Source organism: Butyrivibrio sp. INlla18 (assembly GCF_900103635.1).
GTDB lineage: Bacteria > Bacillota > Clostridia > Lachnospirales > Lachnospiraceae > Butyrivibrio.
This window is the reverse complement of the sequence record NZ_FMXK01000008.1, coordinates 71,588-94,585: the sequence shown is the minus strand read 5'-3', so window position 1 is coordinate 94,585 and position 22,998 is coordinate 71,588. Positions and strand designations below refer to the sequence as shown.

Sequence of the window (22,998 nt, the reverse complement as noted above, 5' to 3'; positions counted from 1 at the left end):
ATCAAGTAAGCTCTTTAAATGCTTCAAGAACAGCGTGTTCGTGGTCAATTCCCTGTTCCTCGTACCTGCCTATAGCTGTAAGCATCTTCTGATAATCATTTGGAACTATCTTCTTGAAGTCAGGAATGAAGCTTTCAAAATTATCTAGGATCTCTTTACCAAACTCTGAATCAGTTTCTTTTACGTAATCTTCGATGATCATACGAAGCTCTGCAATGTCATACTTCTCAGTTACTTCGTAGAGTGAAGCCATATCCTTGTTCATTCTAAGATAAAGAGTGTGCTCTCTATCAAGAACGTAAGCTATACCGCCGCTCATACCAGCAGCAAAGTTCTTGCCTGTCATTCCAAGGATAACTGCTCGTCCACCAGTCATATATTCAAGACCGTGATCACCGCATCCCTCTGCAACTGCCACAGCACCTGAGTTTCTAACGCAGAATCTTTCACCTGCGATACCGCATACATAAGCCTTTCCGGCTGTAGCACCGTAAAGAGCTACGTTACCGATTATGATGTTATCGTGAGCGTTATAAGTTGCCTTATCTGATGGTCTTACGATCACCTTACCGCCAGAAAGTCCCTTTCCAAAGCCATCGTTTGCATCGCCGTAGAGCTTTAATGTGACACCCTTTGGAAGGAATGCGCCAAAGGACTGACCACCGCCGCCGTTGGCCTCCACAAGGATTGAATCATCTGCAAGCTTATTCTCATAATCTGCAGTAACTCTGCTGCCAAGAAGAGTACCAAAGCTTCTGTCAGTACTTGAGATATCTACCTTCATCTTGATCTGCTTGCTTCCAAGATTCTTTTTGCTCTTCTCATACTCTGGGATTAGAACTCTTGAATCAAGGGTCTTCTCAAGTTCAAAGTTATAAACATCCTTTGGATCAAAGTGATTATTCTCAGCGCCTGCATATCTTGAATCAAGGATTCTTCTAAGGTCAGCAGAATTCTTGCGCTGACTTTCGCTTGCAGTAGCTTCGTCATAGCTTCTCATCTGAAGACGATCTGTGTGACCAACCATCTCTTCTACAGTTCTAAATCCGAGCTCACTCATGATCTCACGAAGCTGCCTTGCCACAAAGAGCATGAAATTCATTACATATTCAGGCTTACCTTTAAATCTCTTTCTGAGCTCTTCATTCTGAGTAGCTATACCAAATGGGCATGTATCCTTGGAGCAAACTCTCATCATCATGCAGCCCATAGTTACGAGTGGAGCTGTAGCAAAACCAAATTCCTCTGCACCAAGAAGAGCTGCAATAGCAACGTCTCTACCTGTCATGAGCTTACCGTCTGTTTCGAGAACAACGCGGCTTCTAAGTCCATTATCCAAAAGAGACTGATGAGCTTCGCTTACACCAAGCTCCCATGGAAGTCCTGCGTGATGAACTGATGATGAAGGAGCAGCACCTGTTCCTCCGTCGTAGCCTGACACAAGGATTACCTGGGCTCCTGCCTTGGCAACACCAGAAGCTATAGTTCCTACGCCTGCTTCTGATACCAGCTTAACTGAGATTCTTGCCTTATCATTAGCATTTTTAAGGTCATAGATGAGCTGAGCAAGGTCTTCAATTGAATAGATATCGTGATGTGGTGGTGGTGAAATCAAGGCAACGCCTGGAGTTGAGAATCTTGTTGCTGCAACCCAAGGATATACCTTCTTGCCAGGAAGATGTCCACCTTCACCTGGCTTAGCACCCTGCGCCATCTTGATCTGTATCTCTTTTGCACTTAAGAGGTACTGACTGCTGACGCCAAATCTACCAGATGCAACCTGCTTAACTGCGCTGTTTCTCTCTGTTCCAAATCTAGCCTTGTCCTCGCCGCCTTCACCAGTGTTGGACTTGCCACCAAGTCTGTTCATGGCAATAGCAAGAGTCTCATGGGCCTCCTGGGAAAGAGATCCATAGGACATAGCACCTGTCTGGAAACGCTTAACGATCTCTTCTTCGCTCTCAACTTCCTCAAGTGGTACTGGAGTTTTGGCTGGTACAAAGGATAAAAGAGCTCTAAGTGTGTGTGGTCTATCCTCGTCATCCACCATCTGTGTATATTCCTTGAACCTCTCGTAGTCACCCTCTCTGACTGCTCTCTGGAGAGTTACTATGGTCTTTGGATTATACATATGGTCTTCCTTGTCATCACCACTTCGGAGGTTGTGGAAGCCAAAGGAATCAAGAGTTGAATCAGTTGAAAGACCAAGAGGATCAAAGGCCTGATTGTGTCTAAACTCTACGTCCTCACCGATCTCATTTATTCCGATACCACCAACTCTGCTGGTGGTTCCTGTAAAGTACTTGTCCACAAGCTCTTTTGACAGACCGATTGCCTCAAAGATCCTTGCTGACTGGTAGGACTGAAGGGTTGAAATACCCATCTTGGCTGCGATCTTAACAACGCCTCCAAGAAGAGCTTTATTATAATCTGCAATTGCAGTGTGATAGTCTTTATCAAGTATTCCGATATCGATGAGCTCTGCAATGCACTCCTGTGCAAGATATGGGTGGATAGCACGTGCACCAAAACCAAGAAGTGTGGCGATCTGATGAACGTCTCTTGGCTCACCACTTTCAAGAATAAGTGAAACCGCTGTGCGCTGCTTGGTCCTTACAAGATGCTGCTCAACTGAAGATACAGCAAGGAGTGAAGGAATTGGCATGTGGTTTTCATCTACGCCTCTATCTGAAAGGATGATGATGTTTACGCCATCTGCAACCGCTCTGTCTACTGATACATCCAGCTGCTCTAAGGCTCTTTCTACTGGGGTATTCTTGTAGTACAAAAGAGATATCTTCTGGACCTTGAAGCCTGGCTGATCAAGATTTTCGATCTTCATGAGATCAACGCCGGTAAGGATTGGGCTATTTACTTCCAGAACCTTACAGTTATCGCTCTTTTCTTTTAACAGATTTCCATCAGAACCGATGTAAACAGTTGTATCTGTTACAACCTTCTCTCGAAGTGAATCGATAGGTGGGTTTGTAACCTGGGCAAAGAGCTGCTTGAAGTAGCAGAATAGTGGCTGGTGATGCTTGGAGAGCATAGCCAGTGGCACGTCGGTTCCCATGGATACTGTAGGCTCGATACCAGTTGTAGCCATAGGCATGATCTGAGTCTTCACATCTTCGTAGGAGTAACCAAACACCTTGTAGAGCTTGTCGCGCATCTCCTGGGTGTGAGTTGGAATCTTTTTATTTGGAATACTAAGTTTATGAAGGTGCAAAAGATATCTGTCCAGCCATTCGCCGTAAGGCTTTGACTTAGCATACTTTTCCTTACACTCTTCATCTGAAATGATACGTCCTTCCTTGGTGTTTACAAGGAGCATATGACCTGGTGAAAGACGTGATTTCTTTTCAATGATCTCTTCTGGAATGTCCAGAACGCCAACCTCAGATGACAAAATGAGTCTGCCATCCTTGGTGACATAGTATCTTGATGGACGCAGTCCATTTCTATCAAGGGTAGCACCGAAGAGTTCTCCATCTGTGAAAAGAACTGCCGCAGGGCCGTCCCATGGCTCCATCATTGTTGCGTAGTAATGATAAAAGTCTTTTCTGCTCTGATCCATGAAGTCGTTGTGCTTCCATGGTTCAGGGATCGTGAGCATCATGGCAAGAGGAAGATCCATTCCGTTCATGTACAGGAATTCCAAGGTGTTATCAAGCATTGCTGAGTCAGAACCTGATGAAGCGATTACTGGATATACCTTGCCAAGGTCATCACCCAAAATATCTGATGACATGGTCTCTTCTCTGGCCAGCATTCTGTCGCTGTTACCACGGATAGTATTGATCTCACCGTTGTGGGCGATCATACGATATGGATGAGCACGCTGCCATGAAGGGGTTGTGTTAGTTGAGAAACGGCTATGAACCATAGCAATAGCAGTTACATAATCTGGTGAAAGAAGATCCTCATAGAAATTACGTAACTGTCCTACTAAGAACATGCCCTTGTAAACGATGGTTCTGGATGAAAAAGAGCAAATATATGTATCTTCTGAAGACTTCTCATACTCTCTTCTAAGGCAATAGAGGCGTCTATCAAAGTCGATTCCTTTTTCTACGTCAGCAGGTCTTTCAATGAAGCACTGGCTGATATGTGGCATGCAGTTAACAGCTACTTCACCAAGGATCTCAGGATGTGTCTCAACATCTCTCCATCCCAGTACTTTAAGGCCTTCTTTTTCTGCAATGACTTCAAGCATTCTTTTTGCAAACATGCGCTTCATGTCATCCTGTGGAAAAAAGAACATACCAATGCCGTAATCACCGGCTTTCTTTAATTTGATACCGCTTTTTGCAGCTTCTTTTGAAAAGAACTTGTGAGAAATCTGAACTAAGATTCCTACACCGTCTCCGACTTTACCTGTTGCATCTTTTCCTGCGCGATGCTCCAATTTTTCTACGATGGAAAGTGCATCGTCCAGTACTTTATTATCAGGCTTACCATTTATATTTATGACCGCACCTATACCGCAGGCGTCTTTTTCATTGAACCATGTTTCCATTGTGGGCTTCCTTCCTTTGAATATACTGACGGGGCAAGCCATTAAATGACTTGCCCTGTCTTCTTTTATGCATTATCTTTTTCTTTATCTAAGTGAGAAGAGCATCTGTCCGTATGTTGGGTAGCTGAGATATTTCTCAGGGATAAGAGCTTCTGCCTTGTCTGCGTACTTTCTGAGTTCATCCATGTCTGCAAGGACTGTTCTCTGATAGAACTCTGCTGTGTCGAGAGCTTCAGTCTTACCTTCTGCTGTCTTGGTATCTTCAGCGAGTTTAGCGAGAGCTTTGCCAATCTCTACGCTTGCTTCGTCGAGAGCCTTAAGGATACCGATCTCAAGTGAACCAGCGCCATCGCCAAGAAGTGCTTTCTTCTGTGATGCTTCTTTTACAAGATCCTTCTCATAAGCTACGATGCCTTCTGTAAGGTCTTTGCGAACCATCTCCTGCATTGTGAGAGCTTCGATATGGATTGACTTTGAGTAGTTCTCAAGGAGGATCTCATATCTTGACTGAATCTCTTCCTTTGTGAAGATGCCGTGCTTTGTGAAGAGAGCGATTGACTCGTCTGAGATCCAGAATGGCATTGCATCTGGGAGAGACTTGAGGTTTGGAAGGCCTCTCTTTTCAGCTTCCTCAACCCACTCATCTGTATATCCGTTTCCATTAAAGAGTACTCTCTTGTGCTCAAGGAGTGTTTCCTTAAGAACTTCCATAACCTTCTCTTTGAGCTCTGATCCGCTGTAGCCTTTGAGCTTCTCGTAGAGCTTAGCAACTTCTTCTGCAACTGCTGTGTTGAGAACGATGTTTGCATTTGCTACTGATACTGCTGAACCAGGCATACGGAACTCGAACTTGTTACCTGTGAAGGCAAATGGTGATGTTCTGTTTCTATCTGTGTTGTCCTTGGTGAAGTGTGGAAGTACTGTAGCTCCCATTGTCATCTGAACTTTACCAGTACTCTGATATGCTGAGCCAGCCTCTACACCCTTAAGCACTTCTGCGAGCTCATCACCAACGAAGATTGAGATGATTGCTGGAGGTGCCTCGTTGCCGCCAAGTCTGTGATCGTTACCAGCAGATGCTACTGAGAGTCTGAGGATTGGTGCATACTCATCAACTGCTGCGATTACTGCCATAAGGAATACGAGGAATGGGATGTTCTCGCCAGGGTTCTTGCCTGGATCTAAGAGATTCATTCCTGTATCAGTGCAAACTGACCAGTTGTTGTGCTTACCAGAACCATTGATTCCTTCGAATGGCTTCTCATGAAGGAGGCATGCAAAGTTGTGCTTGTCAGCAACTTTTTTCATAACTTCCATTGTGAGCTGGTTGTGATCTACAGCGATGTTTGCTGTCTCAAATACTGGAGCGAGCTCATGCTGTGATGGAGCAACTTCGTTGTGCTTGGTCTTTGCTGGAATACCGAGCTTCCAAAGTTCTTCATCAAGATCATGCATGTATGCTGAAACCTTTGGCTTGATGACACCAAAGTAGTGATCTTCCATTTCCTGACCCTTTGTTGCAGGTGCTCCAAGAAGAGTTCTACCTGTGAAAAGAAGGTCTTTTCTTGCTTTATAGTAATCTTTGTCAATGAGGAAATATTCCTGCTCTGAACCGATTGTTGTGCTTACTCTTGTAACATCCTTGTATCCAAGGTGGTGAAGGAGCTTAACAGCCTCAGTTGAAAGAGCCTCCATTGATCTCAGAAGAGGAGTCTTTTTATCAAGTGCTTCTCCGCCGTATGAGCAGAAAGCTGTTGGGATGTAAAGTGATCCGTCTTTGATGAATGCTGGTGATGAAGGATCCCAAGCTGTATAACCTCTTGCTTCGAATGTTGCACGAAGTCCGCCTGATGGGAAGCTTGATGCATCAGGTTCGCCCTTTACGAGCTCTTTTCCTGAAAACTCCATGATAACTCCGCCGTCATCTGTAGGTGAGATGAAGCTGTCGTGCTTCTCAGCTGTGAGGCCAGTCATAGGCTGGAACCAATGTGTAAAGTGTGTAGCTCCGTTTTCTACAGCCCATTCTTTCATGGTTGCTGCAACGCAGTTAGCTACGTCAAGTTCAAGGTGTGAACCTTTCTCGATTGTCTTTTTTACTGCCTTATAGATATCTTTGGGAAGGCGCTCCCTCATGATTCTGTCGTTAAATACGAGGCATCCGAATTCCTCTGTAAGTTTGCTTGCTTCTATCATTTTTTCTCCTCCTTAATGGGTTAAAATTTACTGAATTATCATTCGCCTGAAGCACCGTAGTTCGAAAGAACTCTTGCGGAAGGATCGTTAACATTGCATCCTTTCCAGCTCTTATTTGGCATCCAGAAATCTATTACCATATCCGATTGACCTGGATAATATTTTTCAAAGGTTTCTCTATATAGAAGTGATTCCTTTGTAAATGGCTTTGCATGTGTGTATTTCTTTCTCAAGGTCTCGTACTCTGCGTAAGTGTACTTGGCATCTGCGTAATCCATAAGGTCATCTCTAAGTGAATGACCAACCGCATCTGAGAAAGCAGCTTTTTCTCTCATGAGGATCGAGTGTGGAATGAACTGGTCCTTTTCAAAAGCTTTACGGAGAAGGAACTTTCCAATTCCGTAGGTGTTGAGCTTTTTCTCTGGATCTATGCTCATTACATAGTTCACAAAATCCAGATCTCCGAAAGGAACTCTTGCTTCGAGAGAGTTTACACTGATACATCTGTCTGCTCTTAAAACGTCATACATGTGGATCTCGCGAATTCTCTTTTCAGCTTCCTCCTGGAAAGCCTGAGCACTTGGTGCAAAGTCTGTGTATTTATAACCAAAGAGCTCATCTGAGATCTCACCGGTGAGAACTACCTTGATATCTGTGTTCTCATGGATCCATTTACATAGAAGATACATTCCGATGGATGCTCTGATAGTTGTGATGTCGTAGGTGCCAAGAGCGTGAATAACAGGCTCTATGGCGTTTATGACATCGTCTTTGGTTATGATCACTTCGTGGTGATTGCTATGAATGTACTCTGCTACTTCTCTTGCATACTTAAGATCGATAGCGTCGATATCCATTCCAATAGCAAAGGTTTCAAGTGGCTTATCTGAAAGGCTTGCTGCTACGCCGCAGACAAGAGATGAATCAAGTCCGCCTGATAAAAGAAATCCAACTGGCGCATCAGCATCAAGTCTTTTCTTGATACCGTTTAATAGCTTGTCGTGAATCTTATCTGTTATAGTCTCAAGGTCATCTACTGATACCTCTTTTACCTCGGTCATATCCTTGTAGCAGACAAACTCACCATCTTCGTAGTAATGTCCTGGAGGGAAAGGCATGATCTTGTCTGTAACTTCCACCAGGTTCTTTGGTTCTGATGCAAAAACTACATAGCCTTCGCTGTCATATCCGTAGTAGAGAGGTCTGATTCCTATTGGATCTCTGGCTGCTACGAATTTCTTTTTCTCCCCGTCATAGATAACGCAGGCAAATTCCGCATCGAGAAGACTGAACATTTTTGTTCCAAGTTTTTCATATAGAGGAAGCAGTATCTCGCAATCGCTGTCGCTTTTGAAACTGTATCCGAGAGAAACAAGGTAATTTCGAAGATCTTTGAAGCCGTAAAGCTCGCCGTTACAAATGACGGTGTTCTTTCCATAATTAAATGGCTGCATTCCTGATTCATTAAGGCCCATGATGGAAAGGCGATTAAAGCCCATCCATCCGCCTTCGACTTTTTGTATCCTGGACATGTCTGGTCCGCGGGATACAGTCCTGGAAAGCATTTCTTCAAAGAATTCTTCTCGGACCGATTCTCTTGCGTATGTAAGTATTGCGCACATACCGTTTCCTCCTGTTTTAGTATTTTTTACTCTACATCTGCTAGAGCTGCAGCACCTTCCTCACCGGTTCTGATCTTGACTACGTTGTCGAGAGAGTAAACGAAGATCTTACCGTCTCCAATGTGACCTGTGTAAAGAGTTTTCTTAGCTGCTTCTATAACGTCTTCAACCGGAATCTTGCTAACAACAACTTCCAGTTTAATTTTAGGAAGGAGAGTGGCATCCATCTCGACTCCACGATACATTTCGCCAGAACCTTTCTGGACACCACAACCCATAACTTGAGTGACAGTCATTCCGGTTACGCCAAGATCATTCATTGCACGTCTGAGCTTGTCATAGCGGGACAACTTAGCGATAATAACAACTTTATGTATTCCAGACTCTGTATGCACTGGTGCTGTAACTACAGGCACTGAAGCGTGCTTCTGGATCTCTGAAGCCTCTTCGTATTCGCTTACGCCGAGGTCTGTATTTTCGTTTACTGCCATGTTAAGAGTGTTTGAAACATCCATGATGGCAAATCCTGAATATGCTGATGCAAGGCCGTGCTCTGTTGAGTCAAGACCAAGGATCTCTTCCTCTTCTGAAACACGAAGTCCTAAAACTTTTTTGATAATAAAGAATGTGATTGTGATCGTAACTGCTGTCCAAGCTGCAACTACAAGGAAACCAAAGAGCTGAATTCCAAGGAGCTTGAATCCACCGCCGTAGAAAAGACCTGTCATTACATTTCCCTGTGAATCAGCAATTGAATATCCTGGTGCAGAAGATGTAGCAAAAAGACCTACAGCGATTGTTCCCCAGATACCGTTTAAGCAGTGAACTGCTACGGCACCAACAGGATCATCAACATGAAGCTTGTAATCAAGGAACCAAACACCAAAGCAAACAAGAAGACCAGCTACGATACCGATCACGATAGCACCAAATGCATCTGTAACATCACAAGGAGCTGTGATAGCAACAAGACCTGCAAGTGAAGCGTTGAGACACATTGAAACATCAGGCTTACCATACTTAACCCATGTGAAGATCATACATGTTACTGTTGCAAGCGCTGGAGCGATTGTTGTTGTTACAAATACAGAGCCGAGCTGATCGATCGAAGTACAAGCTGCTCCGTTGAATCCGTACCAGCCAAGCCAGAGGATGAATACACCAAGAGCTGCTGCTACAAGGTTGTGACCAGGGAAAGCATTTACCTTTGTTACCTTGCCATCCTTGTCTCTTTCGAATTTACCGATACGAGCACCGAGCATTGCTGCACCGATGAGAGCTGAGATACCACCTACCATGTGGATACATGTTGATCCAGCGAAATCGTGGAAACCAATCTGCGCAAGGAATCCGCCGCCCCATGTCCAGTGAGCTTCGATAGGATAAATGATTGCTGAGATAACTGCCGAGTACACACAATATGATATAAATTTTGTTCTCTCAGCCATTGATCCTGAAACAATTGTTGCTGTTGTAGCACAGAAGACTAAGTTAAATACGAAGTTTGACCAGTCGAAGTTTGCATAATCTGTAAAGATGTCAAATCCTGGTCTTCCGATGAAGCCTGCAAAATCTTCCCCAAGAAGCAGACCAAAACCGATAAGAATAAATACTACTGTTCCTATACAGAAATCCATGAGGTTCTTCATGATGATGTTTCCTGTATTCTTGGCTCTTGTAAAACCAGCCTCACACATTGCAAATCCAGCCTGCATCCAGAATACAAGAGCAGCACCAATCAAAAACCAAACGCCAAAAACACTTGAGTCAATAGCACTTAAGATTTCCTCACTCATACTTTTTCTCCTCTCCTTAATGAAAAAAGCGACGCAATGGCACACTACGCACTTACGTAGCATGATGCCCCATTGCATCGCTTTGTATCTTTTATGAATACTTGTATACACCTCTGCCAGTTACTCCGCGGAAGTAACCTCCAGAAATGCAGAAAGCGCCTTAGAGAGTAATCTCTAAGACGCCTTTGTCTTTATGAGTATGAATTGTAATCTAACAAAAAACACATGTCAAGCATTTTTGTATACAATTTTTCATTTTTAGTAATTAAGTACTTCTGACCTATCGATTATACGGTCTAATGACTGACTATAGGATCTTAAATGGTACAAGTCTTCTACCTTTTCGTATGCACTTATTACATAGGCTGAATCGCCAAGTTCAGACTGGCCTACAGGATCTGAACTTACCGTGCCATAAGTCAGCTCGCCATTTTCTGTATAACATGTACCAGAAAAGCTAATAGTAAATAAAACTTCGGTATCATCAATAAGACCTTCAGTATCAGATATTACTGATTTAAATACAAGGTATGAACTAGTGACTTTGCCCACATCCTCATCTTTATCATGCTTCATGATATATGCTCCATAATACTCTGGAGCTGTATACTTGATATTGTCCTCCATCTCATTTTCCATATACTGATCGATAGTAGCTACACCTACTGCTTTCATGTCTTCGAAGGATGGATCTTTTTCCAAATCAGCTACCTTAGTGATTGGTGTATAGTTGCCGTACTTTTCCATTCCATCACCAGCTTCTTGCGTATATCCTGGAGTGGTAGACGCTCCTTCCTTGATGAACATGCTTGTCATGAGTCTCTCTTCATCTATTTCGTATTTGGCAACATAATCAAAATACTCAAGTCCCTTTTTTTCTGTGCAGCCATAGGTATGCTCATCAACAGGACAAACATTTCCATACCTTGCATAAAAGCATAAGGTTCCCTCTGTCTTGTCTGTAGAATTGACTTCACATCTGCTTCCTGTTGTTGTGTACACATATAGTATCTGGTTAGAATTTGCAGTAGTTTTACTTTCTACATGCTGGAAATAATATCCTTCATACTTGAGATCCCCATTTATCTCATATGTGTTGTTTGTCTCCTCTAAATACTGTTTAATAATATTCAGACTATCTTCCTTTAATTCCTCTTTAACCTCATCTGGAATCTCACTGTACGATTTAACAAGGTAGTCAAGACCTGGAATCTTTGCATCTTTATCGTAATGAACCCCACTTTTATTGTCTTTAGCCTTATCTTCTTCACCAGAATCAGCCTGGCTTTCCACATCAGCTCCTGAATCTGCTGTAACCGAAGACTCAGAGCCAGTTGTGTTTTCTGATGATGCATTGTCCCCACAGGCTACAAGGCCTGTAAACATAGCTGCAATAAGGCAGCTTACTAATACTCTTTTCATATTTTTCTCTTCCCTTTTATTTGCCCTAATCAATTAGTTAACGCTAAGTGTCTCTGACTTATCAAGTACAGCTTCTTGCAAAGATCCGTCATCGTCATAGAGCTTACCGATCTTGCCAATGCTGTCATATGCACGAACTTCGTATGCTGAGTCTCCTAAATACATATGACCATATGGCTCTTCGCAGCTTTCGTAGTAAAGAAGCTCTCCATCCACAGTAAAGCATGTCTCTTCAAAGCCCTCGTCAAAGAAGAGCTCTGTATCTTCGCAAAGACCATCTGCATCTGAGAATACGATCTTATAGATAATGTGTGTCTCTGTGCGCTCTTCTTTATCCTTATCTTCTCTGATGAAGGTGCCAACATATTCTGGTTCTGTATAGCTGATGTTTTCACCAAAGTTGTCAGCCATGTATTTGTCGATGTTATTAGCACCAACCTGCTTCATTGTTTCAAAAAATGGAGCCTTCTCCATATCTGCAACCTTTGTTGCTGCCTTGTAATCACCGTACTTTTCGAAACCATCAAAAGCTTCATCTACATATCCATTTTTCTTTTTGTCTACCATGAAAGTGTGGTAAAAGGTCAGCATTTGTGACTTAGTATATAAAAACTCTGCTCTTATGTTTTCATTTTCTTGTACATGTACTTCAGCACAACCATAAGATTTGTCATCTACTGGGCAAATATGAACCAGGGTTACATAGAAGCAAAGGTCCATCTCCTTTTTCTCTCCAGAAAGTCCATCGAGCTTTGTTCCAGTTGTTGAGAAAAACAAAAATACATCACTTGCTTTGCCGCCTTCAGGAGTATCATTTACCTGGAAGATCAGTCCTTCATAGTTAAGGTCTCCTACGTTTTCATAAGTAGAAGCATTTTCATCAAGATACTCTTTTACCTGAGCCTTAGCGCATTCCTTCATGCCGTTTCTGACTTCATCTGAAATATCATTGTAATCAATGATCATTTTCTCGTAGTCAAGCTCACTTGACTGACCTACAAAGCCAGAACCGCCCTTATTATCCTTAGCTTTTTCTCCGTCATCTGAATCAGCCTGATCTTCTGCATTTGCATCTGAATCTGATGTTGTAACTGTTTCTGAGCTGTTTGTACCCTCTGTGGTGCCGCCGTTATTTCCGCAGGCTACAAGCCCTGTAAACATAGCTGCAACGAGGCAGCTTACTAATACTCTTTTCATAATTTATCCTCTTTCCTTTTAGTTGCAATCATAGGTGCTTCCGCCATAGAACAGATGGGTTGTCTTATCGCCATCTGAAGTGATATACGAATAATTCCAATCTCTGCTTATTTTCCAACCTTCATAGTAGATGCTGTCATTTACTGAATCCATCTCTATATCGTATCTAAAGAATTTTCCGTCCTTGCTGTAATAAAGCATTTCATTGTCGTAATCAAAAGCAAAGTTTGCGATGTCGCTCTCCTGATCATAGTCAACGCCTGAATCTATGAGCTTAACTTCTTTTTCATCTGCATTTAAGAAGTACACGTTCCCATCTTCTGTATATACAAACATGTATCCTCCGCCGTAATCTGAGCAGAAATCTATGACCTTCTCTTTATCAAATAAAATGAAGTTTTCAATGTTTAGTTCACCAGTCTCTTCATTTACACCGTTGTACTGATCGATCCAAAGCACGCCATCTTTGACATAGAGAATTGCTGAGTAACATCCGCAAGGATAGTAATATGCTTTGTCTTCACCCATCTTGCGATTTGGCTGAGTAAGCTCGCTTTCTTTGGTAGCTCCGAAGTAGGTAGCACCATTTTTGTCTGTTAAAAGACATGATGTTGCAGAAGTGTATACTCTGTGACCATTGTGATAACCATATGCTGAAACATTTCCGTGATACTCAAGCTTAGCAATTCCAGTTGTTAAAACAGGCTCTGCCTTTTCATATGAAGGATTGAATCCATAAACATTGTCACCATCAAGGATATAAAGCTCGCCATCATCAAAAGCATAGAATTCATCCATGTTTCCTGTATAGATCATCTTTGTCTCTATCTTATTCTTATCCTGATAATCCTGAGATACGTAGTAGAGCTCTTTTTTATCCTGGTCATAATATGCGTAGTCGTAAATATCAAGGAACACTGGAATCATATTTCCTTCAGCAACTTCAGTTTCATAGATCTTGAAATCACCCTTTTGAATTGTCTCTTCCTTGGTGTATGCAAGGATAAGAGTTCTTTTACCTCCAACTTCCTTGGTGTAAAGGAACTTGATGTCATCATAGCTTGGGCTGTAGAAATTGATACCAGCTGTATCAACTACAACATCAGAGGCAACGAGCTGTTCTTCTTCATAAATAGAATTTATGTAGTAAAGGTCTCCAACTGTTCCATCTGCGCTTGTAGGGATCATGTATGTTGCGTCATCATAAACGCATGCAGCATTAACAGATTTTTCATTTAACATAATAGGATCATCTGTCCACTGGTTAAAAAGATAGTTCTTGCCATCTGCAGTAATGACACAGCTTCTGAATTCATCATTCTCTATTCTGGTCACGTTCCTATCTGTAAATGTAATAGGATCCTGACCAATATGAAGCATCTTGGCAAATGGAGCGTAATACTTATTATCTTCAGTAAAGAAGATAAAATCGTTACTGCCAGTTGTATAGGGATACATTCCACTACCAACACGTAAGCTAAAATACTCTACATGCTCTGGGCCTGTTTCTTCCTCTACTTCTTCCTCTGGCTCCTCTGTGTTTTCAGCTACTTGTGTTGTATTTGATGCACTAGCAACTGATTCCTCCTTACTCGCAGAGCTTTCACTACTCTGCTCAGTTGTCTGAGCAGTTTTTTCTTTATGGGCTTTAGCTGCCATCTTTACTATATCTGGTGTCAAAAGAGCACCGATGATAACTATAGCCACAATGATCCCAATCAGTTTTTTGTTGCCACCTTTAGGTCCAACCATATGCGTCTCTCTCCTTAAAAAATGATATGTAACAAAAATGCTGGACTCCCCTTGGCGGGAAATCCAGCAATGCACTTATATATTCAGTTGATCAAACAAATTACATATATTTGTTGATAAGGTCATCAACAACAGGAAGCTTGATTGTTCCCTGATTAAGTGCCTTGTAGATAAGGCCAAGGAATACAAGATCCTTAAGGATTGAAATAACTCCCTTGATATCTGAGAATACATCGTTGATGAACTCGAAACGGACATTTCCACCAAATGTGTTGATCACGTTTGCCACCCAGTTAATAGCGTCTGGTACAAGTCCGATAACTGCTGTTACAAAGCTGAATGCTACTAATGCAGCAACAGCCTTAACTGCTGACTTCTTGAGCCATTCGTTTGACTCAAAAAGAAGTACATATCCTAAAATAATGATGGATGACATATATCCACCAAAAAGTGCTGCTGCAAAAACTAATGCTCCAAATAAGCCTACTGAAATTCCTAATTTTGTCTTTTCCATATCTATCAGTTCTCCTTTACCTTTGTTCCACATGCTGTGCAGAATACATCGTCCTTAGTAAGTTCTGCTCCGCACTTAGGACACTTTGATACACCCTTGATGTCCACGATCTTCTGCTTGTACTCTTCGATCTTAGCCATAGAATCCTTGATAAGTGAAAACTGGTTTCCATAACACTCCTCGAAATTCTCAAGATGACTCTCATAGTACATCTTTCCAATCTCTGTATAAGCGTTTGTGATTCTGTGCTCCTCGTCAGAGATGTTTGAATTGAGCTTTGCTACGTCAGCAAAGTCCTTTGTCTTTGCGATTGCTTCCTGACTAGCGGAAGAAATCTTTTTACCAACTTCATCAAAAAAACTCATCCCTTTTTCCCCTTTTCAAAACATATTTTTTATAAGCGCATTCTTTACAAATTATTACATTTTCGTTAACACTTGTCAATTATTTGACAGAATATTTTTTGATTATTTTTCTTCTGTATCAAGCATTACAAAAAATCCGATAATCAGCAAAATTGCTGACGCAAAAACGCTTTTTATTCCATATTGGCATGAGATAGTTGCGCCAATTCCTGCTCCAATCGCAAAGAAGAAAATGATTCCATAATAATGAAATGCTTTAATTATTGACTCTTTGTTTCGCTCTCTGAAATATATTGAAAGACTCTCTGTACCACTTCGTAAATTTCCAATGCACATAGTTGTAGCATACGCATAACCGTGAAGTTTTCTGAAGGCCTGAACCTGCATAGCGCAGGCAAAAGAAACAAGAACATTAGCCAGCACGTTGTGGGTAAGGGGAACAAAGGCCACAACAGCCAGGATAAAGGCTTCTATTAAAAGAACTATCTGTCTCCAGTGGATCTTTTTGCTGTGCTTGAATCTGTGTCCAATCTGCTCTGATGCAACAATTCCTAAAACAAATGCTAGAACAGGAAGAAGATATCTAAAACTAGTAGACCAGTCTTTATTAATAAGCCCCTGACTCATAAGGACAATATTACCAGTCTGTGCATTAGCAAATACCTTATCTCTCAGCACGTATGTATACGCATCCTGAAAGCCTCCCGATACTGAGAGTATAGCTCCTAGTAAAAACGAATCCGACCGCTGATATTTCTTGTTGTTAAATGAATAAATGCCCATGTTTCTCCCCTTACCATCATTTTGATGGTAAAAATAGCTGTTTTTACCATTAAAAATGATGGTTTGTATCTTTTATGCAAATACTTTCTTGCGCCATCTTCCTTTCATATATCTGATAACGCATCCAATACCGGTGATAGCCCATGTGAGGCCATTTGTGTACCAGCATCCCCAAAGTCCAACGCCAGGGATAGCCATTAATATAGTAGCAAAGCCGATACGTCCTACAACCTCTATGATGCCGTTTATGAGAGCAAAAGCTGCATCCCCCACGCCGTTTAGCATTCCTCTAAAGACATATATAAGGCCAAGAGTAAAGTAGAAAAGGCTCGTGATCCTAAGTCCTCTTGCACCGATCTTGATAGCTTCTGCATTTGGAGTAAAGAATCTGATGATGTTCTCACCAAAAGCAAACATCACTGCTACCATGAGAAGGCTAAATGCCGCAACCAGCATAACACTCTTAACACATCCGCTCTTAACTCTGTCTAGCTTCTTGGCTCCAGCGTTTTGTCCAGCAAAGGTTGATACTGCTGTGCCGAGAGATCCAAATGGCTGCTGTACCAGCTGCTCGATACGACCTGTCGCTGTATAAGCAGACATAACGTCGCTTCCGAAGCTATTAACTACTCTCTGAAGAGCTACGCAGGAGAATGCGATGAGAGCATTTTGTAATGCCAGCGGAATACCAAGTCTTATGGACTTATCTATGATACCTGTATCAAGCTCTCGGTGAATAGGCTGTAACTGGAGGTATGGATTTCTTTTAACCCCAACGACTATTGATCCGATCATAGCAATTGTCTGGGAAAAGACTGTTGCTATTGCCGCACCGGCTACTCCCATATGTAGGCCAACTACTGTAATGAGGTCTAAGACGATATTGATAACACATGCAACCACCAAGAATACTAGTGGAGTCTTGCTATCACCCAGAGCTCTCAATATAGAAGAGATCATGTTGTAGCCTGCAACAAGGAACGTGGCTCCGCACACGATTCTCATATATAAAAGAGCATCTGCCATACACTCAGGTGGTGTGTCCATGAGTGTCAGTATTGGTCTTGCAAAGACAACGCTGACGATACTCATTAAGATACCTGCTGCCAGAGTGATATATATTGAATTTCCTACTATCTTCCTAACGTACTCGTCCTTGCCAGCTCCAAAGTTCTGGGAGATCATGATTCCTACGCCGGCGCCCATTCCAAGACACAGTGAAAAGAAAAGGAAGTTAACGCTTCCTACTGCGCCAATTGATGGAAGACCATATTCTCCGCCAAATTGACCTACGATGACTGTATCTGCAAGGTTGTAAAATTGCTGGAACAAATTACCTAAGAGCATAGGTATAGTGAACTTAACAAGTAGCATGATCTCGTTGCCGCTTGTCATATCTGTGACATATTTCTTTCCCATAAAAATCCTTCCCTAGAGTGTGACAAATTGAATCTCTTAGTCTCACTCTAGCATGGTTAATGATAAAAGAAAATAGAAGATTTATATATAAATATGGCAAAAGTTGAAGGTCTTCTTGATATAAAAACCCATAAAAGATAAAGTATTATAGAGGATTATTTGAATGAGTAATGAATTTATTGAAGTAAATACGATAGATACTCCTGAGCTTTCCATATATCACGAGTATTCTGAAAATCAGCTATATCACATAAACGAGCCTGGCCTTGGAATTTTCATCGCAGAGAGTCCCAAGGTTATCACAAGAGCTCTAGATGCTGGCTACGAGCCAATTTCTCTTTTGCTGGAAAAAGACCAGACAGAAAAAGAGGATGCTGAAGTCATTGAACGTTGTAGCAGCTCTTTTGACGTACCAGTATATGTGGCGAAGTCTTCAGTTATGACTGGTATCACAGGATTTCACCTAACTCGAGGTGTTCTGTGTGCCATGAAGAGAAAAGAGCTACCTTCTGTAGCTAAGGTCTGCGCAGGAGCAAGGCGCGTTGCAGTTCTTGAAAATGTCACCAACCCAACTAACATTGGAGCAATCGTAAGGAGTGCTGCTGCCCTTTCTATGGATGCAGTTCTTTTCACAAGCGGTTGTTCTGATCCGCTGTATAGAAGGGCTGCGAGAGTCAGCATGGGTACTATATTTCAAGTGCCCTGGACATTCCTTCCTAAAGACGGCGAGTTCGAGGCTCTTAAGGAATGCGGGTTTAAGACAGTAGCCATGGCTCTTAGAAATGATACTAAAGACATTGATGATCCTGAGCTTCACTCCTGTGAGAAGCTTGCAGTATTCCTTGGTGCTGAGGGTGATGGACTACTTCCCGAAACAATAAGCGCCTGCGACTACTGCGTCAAGATTCCTATGTCCCATGGGGTAGATTCTCTTAACGTTGCAGCCGCAAGCGCTGTAGCTTTCTGGGAATTATCCAGAAAATAATATTACTTCTTTTTACTATTTAATTTGTCTGCAATTTCCTGTTGGATCTTGCCAATGGCCTTCACAATAGGATTCTCTTCATCAAAGGTGTGAACGTATCCATGAAGAGATTTGGCCTTTTGCTGAAGGGTCTTGGAGTGACTCCACACATATATTTCTGAGAAGCCTTTTCCGTTCTTGGCTTCCTGTATGAGATTTGCTGCGGCGCTGTTTCCATCGAAAGCTACTACCATTGATGGGCGGCGCTCAAATATTTCATAGTTAAAGCTCTTGTAAATGCCCATTCCTTGGGCTTCTGTGGATACTCTTACCTGTACCCCATAGTTTTTTATCTTGTCTGCTTCTTTTTTGGTAATAAGAGCCGGCACTACTGCATATATCCTAAAGCCTTTATCATTATGGTCCAAAAGATATTTCTCATAACCTGCAAACTTATGGCCTATTACAAAGCAGGCATCCTCTGGGCTTAGGTAATTTAGAAGGGCATCCAGCTGCTCTTTTCCCTTGGCAGTTATCTTGGTTGACCTGTTCTCTGTGTTGAAGCTTCCGCCAAGAAGTACCACAGGAAGTCTATCCCAGGTTATCTCGCTAATCTGCTCTTTAAGTTCCTGATTGGCGTCAATCTTTGGATCGCCCTTATCAAGACGCTTTGAGATCTTAACTGCCTTCATCCTCTCAAGAAGGACTTCTTCTAGGTCTCTTCCTGCAAGGAGCTGAGTGAAGGCTGCCTTCTTGTCAGAGTACGCCTTCTGGCTTTCTTCAATTATCTTGGTCTCTGCATCCTTCATAAGCTTTAAATCCGCTTCTGAAAGAGAGAGCATCTTTTCAAGAGAAAGCTCTTCATCTATTGAGTTTGTGCCGTAAAGAGCCGCTCCATCTGTTCCCTGAACGCACATGATTCCTTGCTTTAGGTATTGCTTCAGAGGGTGGTGATCAAGGGAGTTAAGGTTATTTAATCTAACATTACTTGTAATCTGGAACTCCAGAACTACGTTGTTTTCTTTTAGCTGCTTTAATACTTCGCGGCCTTTCTTGGAGGTTGGACTATATGTATAAAGTCCGTGTCCAAGGCGCATTCGAGGCATCTTCTGGCCTGGTGCCAGGGAGTCTTTTACGCAGGCAATACTGTGGGCGATGTTATCCTTCTGGCTATCATTCTCACCTGCGTGCACACGAATTACAAAGCTTGGATCCTTGCTGGCGATCTTGACGATCTCTTTAAAGGCTGGCTTCAAGGTAATGATGTCATTTATCTCTTCTCCAACAAAATCGCAGCCAGCAACGTAAGGGTCAAGAGCTGTTGCCTTTAATACCTCAAGGTTCTGCTCCAGGTAATTGGCTGGAGTTACTGCGTCTTTGACAATAGTAAGTGGAATCCTTCGCATGGCAGCTAGGAACCTAAGCATTACGCCTGTCTCCTGATAGATTTCAGGCATTACCTCATGAACCTGCCTTAACATTTCAAGGGATTCATATTTTTTTACAAGGGTTGTGTCACTGATCTCAGCGTAGTAAACACCTTGCTTTTTGTAGTTACGAGCTATCCACAGGAGCTTATCCTGGAAGATGGTATTACCGCAGTATGCTGGATTTTCCTTATCCTTTAGCATCTGCTTAAGAGCTCTTTTGACATCTTCATCTGGAATCTGGTCGATTCGCTGGAGCTCTATCTTGTCTTCACTTTCCTTGCCTTTGCAAAAGACATATCTATATAAGTAGACCTTCTCAAGATTTGTAAACACTGCCTGGCCATCCTTGATGACTGCAAGGGAGCCGCGGATCTTGACGATATTCATCTCTGCGTTGTCAAGGTTATTGAGGATAAGGTCAGCAAAATTGATGAAGGTGTTGTCGTTAATCCTTCTATCTAGGTATTTGCCCTGAAGTCCTGATGATATGAACTGTCTTGCTACTTTTTCTCTCTGGGCATTAACCTTTTCCCATTGAGCGTCTGTGAGCTTGATATCAAGCTTTTTTACATAATATAAAGGGTATCTGATCTGATGATAGATTCCGAGAGCGATGAGTATATCTCCTGGAAGATTTCCGTTCATATGAGTATGGAGATCGCCGCGGAATTTAAGGTCCTTGCGGACGTAAGTCTTAAAGATTGTTTTGTCCAGATCAAGCCTAAAGTCTTTGGTCTGACTCATAAGCGTCTTGGCAATTGCCGGAATTCCAGCCTTCACATCAACGCTTCCATCTGGATAGATGCTTGCAACCTCTGTCTCTCCGAGCCTGAAGATGTAGCTCTCTTCGTTGTTGCCGTCTATGTAGCATGGTACTTCACCTTTGATGATGAACTTGCCTTCTGCGTCTTGAGATAATGGCACCTTACATGCTTTAGCCAAATTACGAATCAAGTTCCCGGTTGCATGGTTTGGCGTTGATAGAATAAAGAATAGCTTATCAAGATCCTTATACAGATCAACTATTATATCCTTCTCATTATCTAAGAAAAAACATGTGAAATATGTCATATATTTGCCCTCAAAAAAACACTCTACGCTTGTAATAAGCATAGAGTGTTTGATGAGTTTTTTCAACTTTGTAATTAGCTTTTCGCATTAACTGGCGGATGCAAGTCCCAATCTGGGAAACAATTAGCAAACCCCTCTAAATTCTGTGATAATACTACTTTCTCCATTCTTGCTATATCGGAGCTATCCTGACCGAACATAGCTTCAAGATCATCAAAATTCATATCATCATTCATCATATTCTCTGCCATTATTACACTCCTTTAAGCAATTATTTCTCTTGCTGGCTGTTGTTCAAATTGAGTAACAACATTCTTTGCTCTTACCCATTCATCCACAGTACCCGCTATAACAGATTTTCCATTAGTTATTAATTGATCATAATTTGAGTTGATCAGCGCAATATTATTTTCAATAGTTTTCTTTTCTTTAAACATTTTGAAAGCCAAATATCCTGCGGCTGCCAACAGCATTAAACCGATAACTGGATGAATTACTATTGCTCCTAGCAAAGCTGCTACTCCCGATGCTATTGCTCCCCCCATGTATACCTTAGGTTTATTTGTATTAGCTGTAGCAATGTCGCTTTGTCTTAACGCATTAGCATATTGTTCAAATTCTGTCATTAGCTGAGGTGTATTACTTCCGTCACTTGTTTTTCCACTCCACCCATTTACATTCACAGTTACTTCAGTAGGAAACTCTGGTTTTTTCTCCTCAATATAAGTATTATATCCCTTCCTAATATATCCGCGAAGGAATGAAACCGCCGTCTTCCTCTGGGATGGGCTAGTTGCTTCATCAGTCAGAATAGTACTAGCCATTCTTTCAACAAGATTTAGACGTTGCTCTCTTTTGAGCATCTCTTCTTGTCGCATATAATCTCTTGCCTTTTCAGTATCACCGTCAAAATCTTTAATCTTCTGAAGGAATCTTTCTTCATTTCTCAATGGCTCTTCTTTTCCGTCGTACCTGCTAATCAGAGATATCAAATTTTTATCAACTTTTTTCTTTAATGAATCCTGATCTACATAAGCATTAACAATTTCATGGAAATTACTAGATATACTGTCAACAGAACCAATTCTTCCCATGTATTCATTAATCTGAGGAAACTCTGATGAATATGATGCCAATGAAGGATACTGTCCACTAACATCGAGCTTAAATTTTTCACAATAGGATTTCCACATCTGTTCTTGACTAAACTCGAATGCTACACCATTACCTTTTATTTCATTTAACCATTTTGTAATATAGTCGTCACACATATGCCTTTCATCCGGACCAAATATCCCATTCACATACGCATCTATATATGCAAAACTTCCTTCTGAAAAATCTGCAGCATCTTGCTTTGCAAAATAGATAGAAAGCCACTCATAACAAGTTTGCGTTCTATTGTTTCTTCTACATATCAGCGCCATAGTAATAGCTGTTTTTTCTTCATCTCGTCTACATGCTTCTTTGATTGCCCTTTCAGCCAAATCTCTGTCATTAGCTATCCACGCTGAAACAGCTACTAAACAAGGTGCAAGCCAATACTCTGGAGTAGACAACATGATTTCTTCAGATACTCTTGAAATAGTTGTTTTCTTAACAAGCGCCAAATCACTCGCTTGAAGCACTCCAAGCATAGTTTCTCTAACATTTTTGTAATTTCCAAAGTTCTGCTCCAACTCTTGTCTTACACGCACCAACTCAGTAGCCGCATGTTGCAAAGCTGCTGTTCTTTTTTGTTCATTGAACATTTTTTGGAAGTCATCGGATAAACGCGCTAAGTCACTTTTAATGTCTCCCAGCGATCCATTCATAGCATTTAGAGAATTGTCAATGTTCTGCACTACATTATTCATTTGCGCAGCCATATTCTCTACTTTTGCTATTCTTCTACTAAGATTACTTATTTCTGCCTGACTTACTAATCCTTCTGCCATATACCCCTCCTATA

15 protein-coding genes are annotated in these 22,998 nt (G+C 41.8%); 1 reads left to right on the top strand and 14 read right to left on the bottom strand.

Going from position 1 to position 22,998, the window contains the following annotated elements:
* Position 1 precedes the first annotated feature (1 nt).
* From gltB to BLS24_RS06615, 11 genes are all read right to left on the bottom strand, one after another.
* Positions 2 to 4,519, bottom strand: a complete 4,518-nt coding sequence (gene gltB, locus BLS24_RS06665) for a glutamate synthase large subunit (protein ID WP_091757346.1) — start codon at positions 4,517 to 4,519, stop codon at positions 2 to 4.
* An 84-nt stretch (positions 4,520 to 4,603) separates the two neighbouring features.
* Complete coding sequence (locus tag BLS24_RS06660) at positions 4,604 to 6,712, bottom strand: glutamine synthetase III family protein (protein ID WP_091757344.1); 2,109 nt, start codon at positions 6,710 to 6,712, stop codon at positions 4,604 to 4,606.
* Between the two features lie 38 nt (positions 6,713 to 6,750).
* Positions 6,751 to 8,334, bottom strand: a complete 1,584-nt coding sequence (asnB, locus tag BLS24_RS06655; protein WP_091757342.1) for an asparagine synthase B — start codon at positions 8,332 to 8,334, stop codon at positions 6,751 to 6,753.
* A gap of 26 nt (positions 8,335 to 8,360) precedes the next feature.
* Positions 8,361 to 10,130: an ammonium transporter gene (locus BLS24_RS06650; RefSeq protein WP_091757340.1), complete on the bottom strand. Its 1,770-nt coding sequence runs from the start codon at positions 10,128 to 10,130 to the stop codon at positions 8,361 to 8,363.
* Between the two features lie 258 nt (positions 10,131 to 10,388).
* Entirely contained in the window at positions 10,389 to 11,552 is a 1,164-nt protein-coding gene (locus tag BLS24_RS06645) for a hypothetical protein (RefSeq protein ID WP_091757338.1), read from the bottom strand.
* A gap of 33 nt (positions 11,553 to 11,585) precedes the next feature.
* A complete protein-coding gene (locus tag BLS24_RS06640) occupies positions 11,586 to 12,749 on the bottom strand; it encodes a hypothetical protein (protein WP_091757335.1) in 1,164 nt (387 codons plus the stop codon).
* Positions 12,750 to 12,767: 18 nt separating this feature from the next.
* Complete coding sequence (locus BLS24_RS06635) at positions 12,768 to 14,501, bottom strand: hypothetical protein (RefSeq protein ID WP_091757333.1); 1,734 nt, start codon at positions 14,499 to 14,501, stop codon at positions 12,768 to 12,770.
* Positions 14,502 to 14,601: 100 nt separating this feature from the next.
* On the bottom strand, positions 14,602 to 15,015 hold the full coding sequence (locus tag BLS24_RS06630; protein ID WP_091757331.1) for a hypothetical protein: 414 nt from the start codon (positions 15,013 to 15,015) through the stop codon (positions 14,602 to 14,604).
* A 5-nt stretch (positions 15,016 to 15,020) separates the two neighbouring features.
* Positions 15,021 to 15,380, bottom strand: a complete 360-nt coding sequence (locus BLS24_RS06625) for a zinc ribbon domain-containing protein (protein WP_071174983.1) — start codon at positions 15,378 to 15,380, stop codon at positions 15,021 to 15,023.
* Between the two features lie 102 nt (positions 15,381 to 15,482).
* On the bottom strand, positions 15,483 to 16,163 hold the full coding sequence (locus BLS24_RS06620; RefSeq protein WP_091757328.1) for a YoaK family protein: 681 nt from the start codon (positions 16,161 to 16,163) through the stop codon (positions 15,483 to 15,485).
* A gap of 72 nt (positions 16,164 to 16,235) precedes the next feature.
* Positions 16,236 to 17,582, bottom strand: coding sequence for an MATE family efflux transporter (locus tag BLS24_RS06615; protein WP_091757326.1), 1,347 nt, complete (start codon positions 17,580 to 17,582; stop codon positions 16,236 to 16,238).
* Between the two features lie 163 nt (positions 17,583 to 17,745).
* Between BLS24_RS06615 and BLS24_RS06610 the strand changes: the two genes are divergently transcribed.
* On the top strand, positions 17,746 to 18,567 hold the full coding sequence (locus BLS24_RS06610) for a TrmH family RNA methyltransferase (protein WP_091757324.1): 822 nt from the start codon (positions 17,746 to 17,748) through the stop codon (positions 18,565 to 18,567).
* A 2-nt stretch (positions 18,568 to 18,569) separates the two neighbouring features.
* Here BLS24_RS06610 and BLS24_RS06605 read toward each other — a convergent pair whose 3' ends face one another.
* The 3 genes from BLS24_RS06605 to BLS24_RS06600 all read right to left on the bottom strand — a co-directional run bounded on the left by BLS24_RS06605 (position 18,570) and on the right by BLS24_RS06600 (position 22,984).
* Complete coding sequence (locus tag BLS24_RS06605; protein WP_091757322.1) at positions 18,570 to 21,047, bottom strand: amidohydrolase family protein; 2,478 nt, start codon at positions 21,045 to 21,047, stop codon at positions 18,570 to 18,572.
* Positions 21,048 to 21,121: 74 nt separating this feature from the next.
* On the bottom strand, positions 21,122 to 21,298 hold the full coding sequence (locus BLS24_RS15220; RefSeq protein WP_176764359.1) for a hypothetical protein: 177 nt from the start codon (positions 21,296 to 21,298) through the stop codon (positions 21,122 to 21,124).
* A 12-nt stretch (positions 21,299 to 21,310) separates the two neighbouring features.
* Complete coding sequence (locus BLS24_RS06600) at positions 21,311 to 22,984, bottom strand: type VII secretion target (RefSeq protein ID WP_091757320.1); 1,674 nt, start codon at positions 22,982 to 22,984, stop codon at positions 21,311 to 21,313.
* Between the last annotated feature and the right edge of the window lie 14 nt (positions 22,985 to 22,998).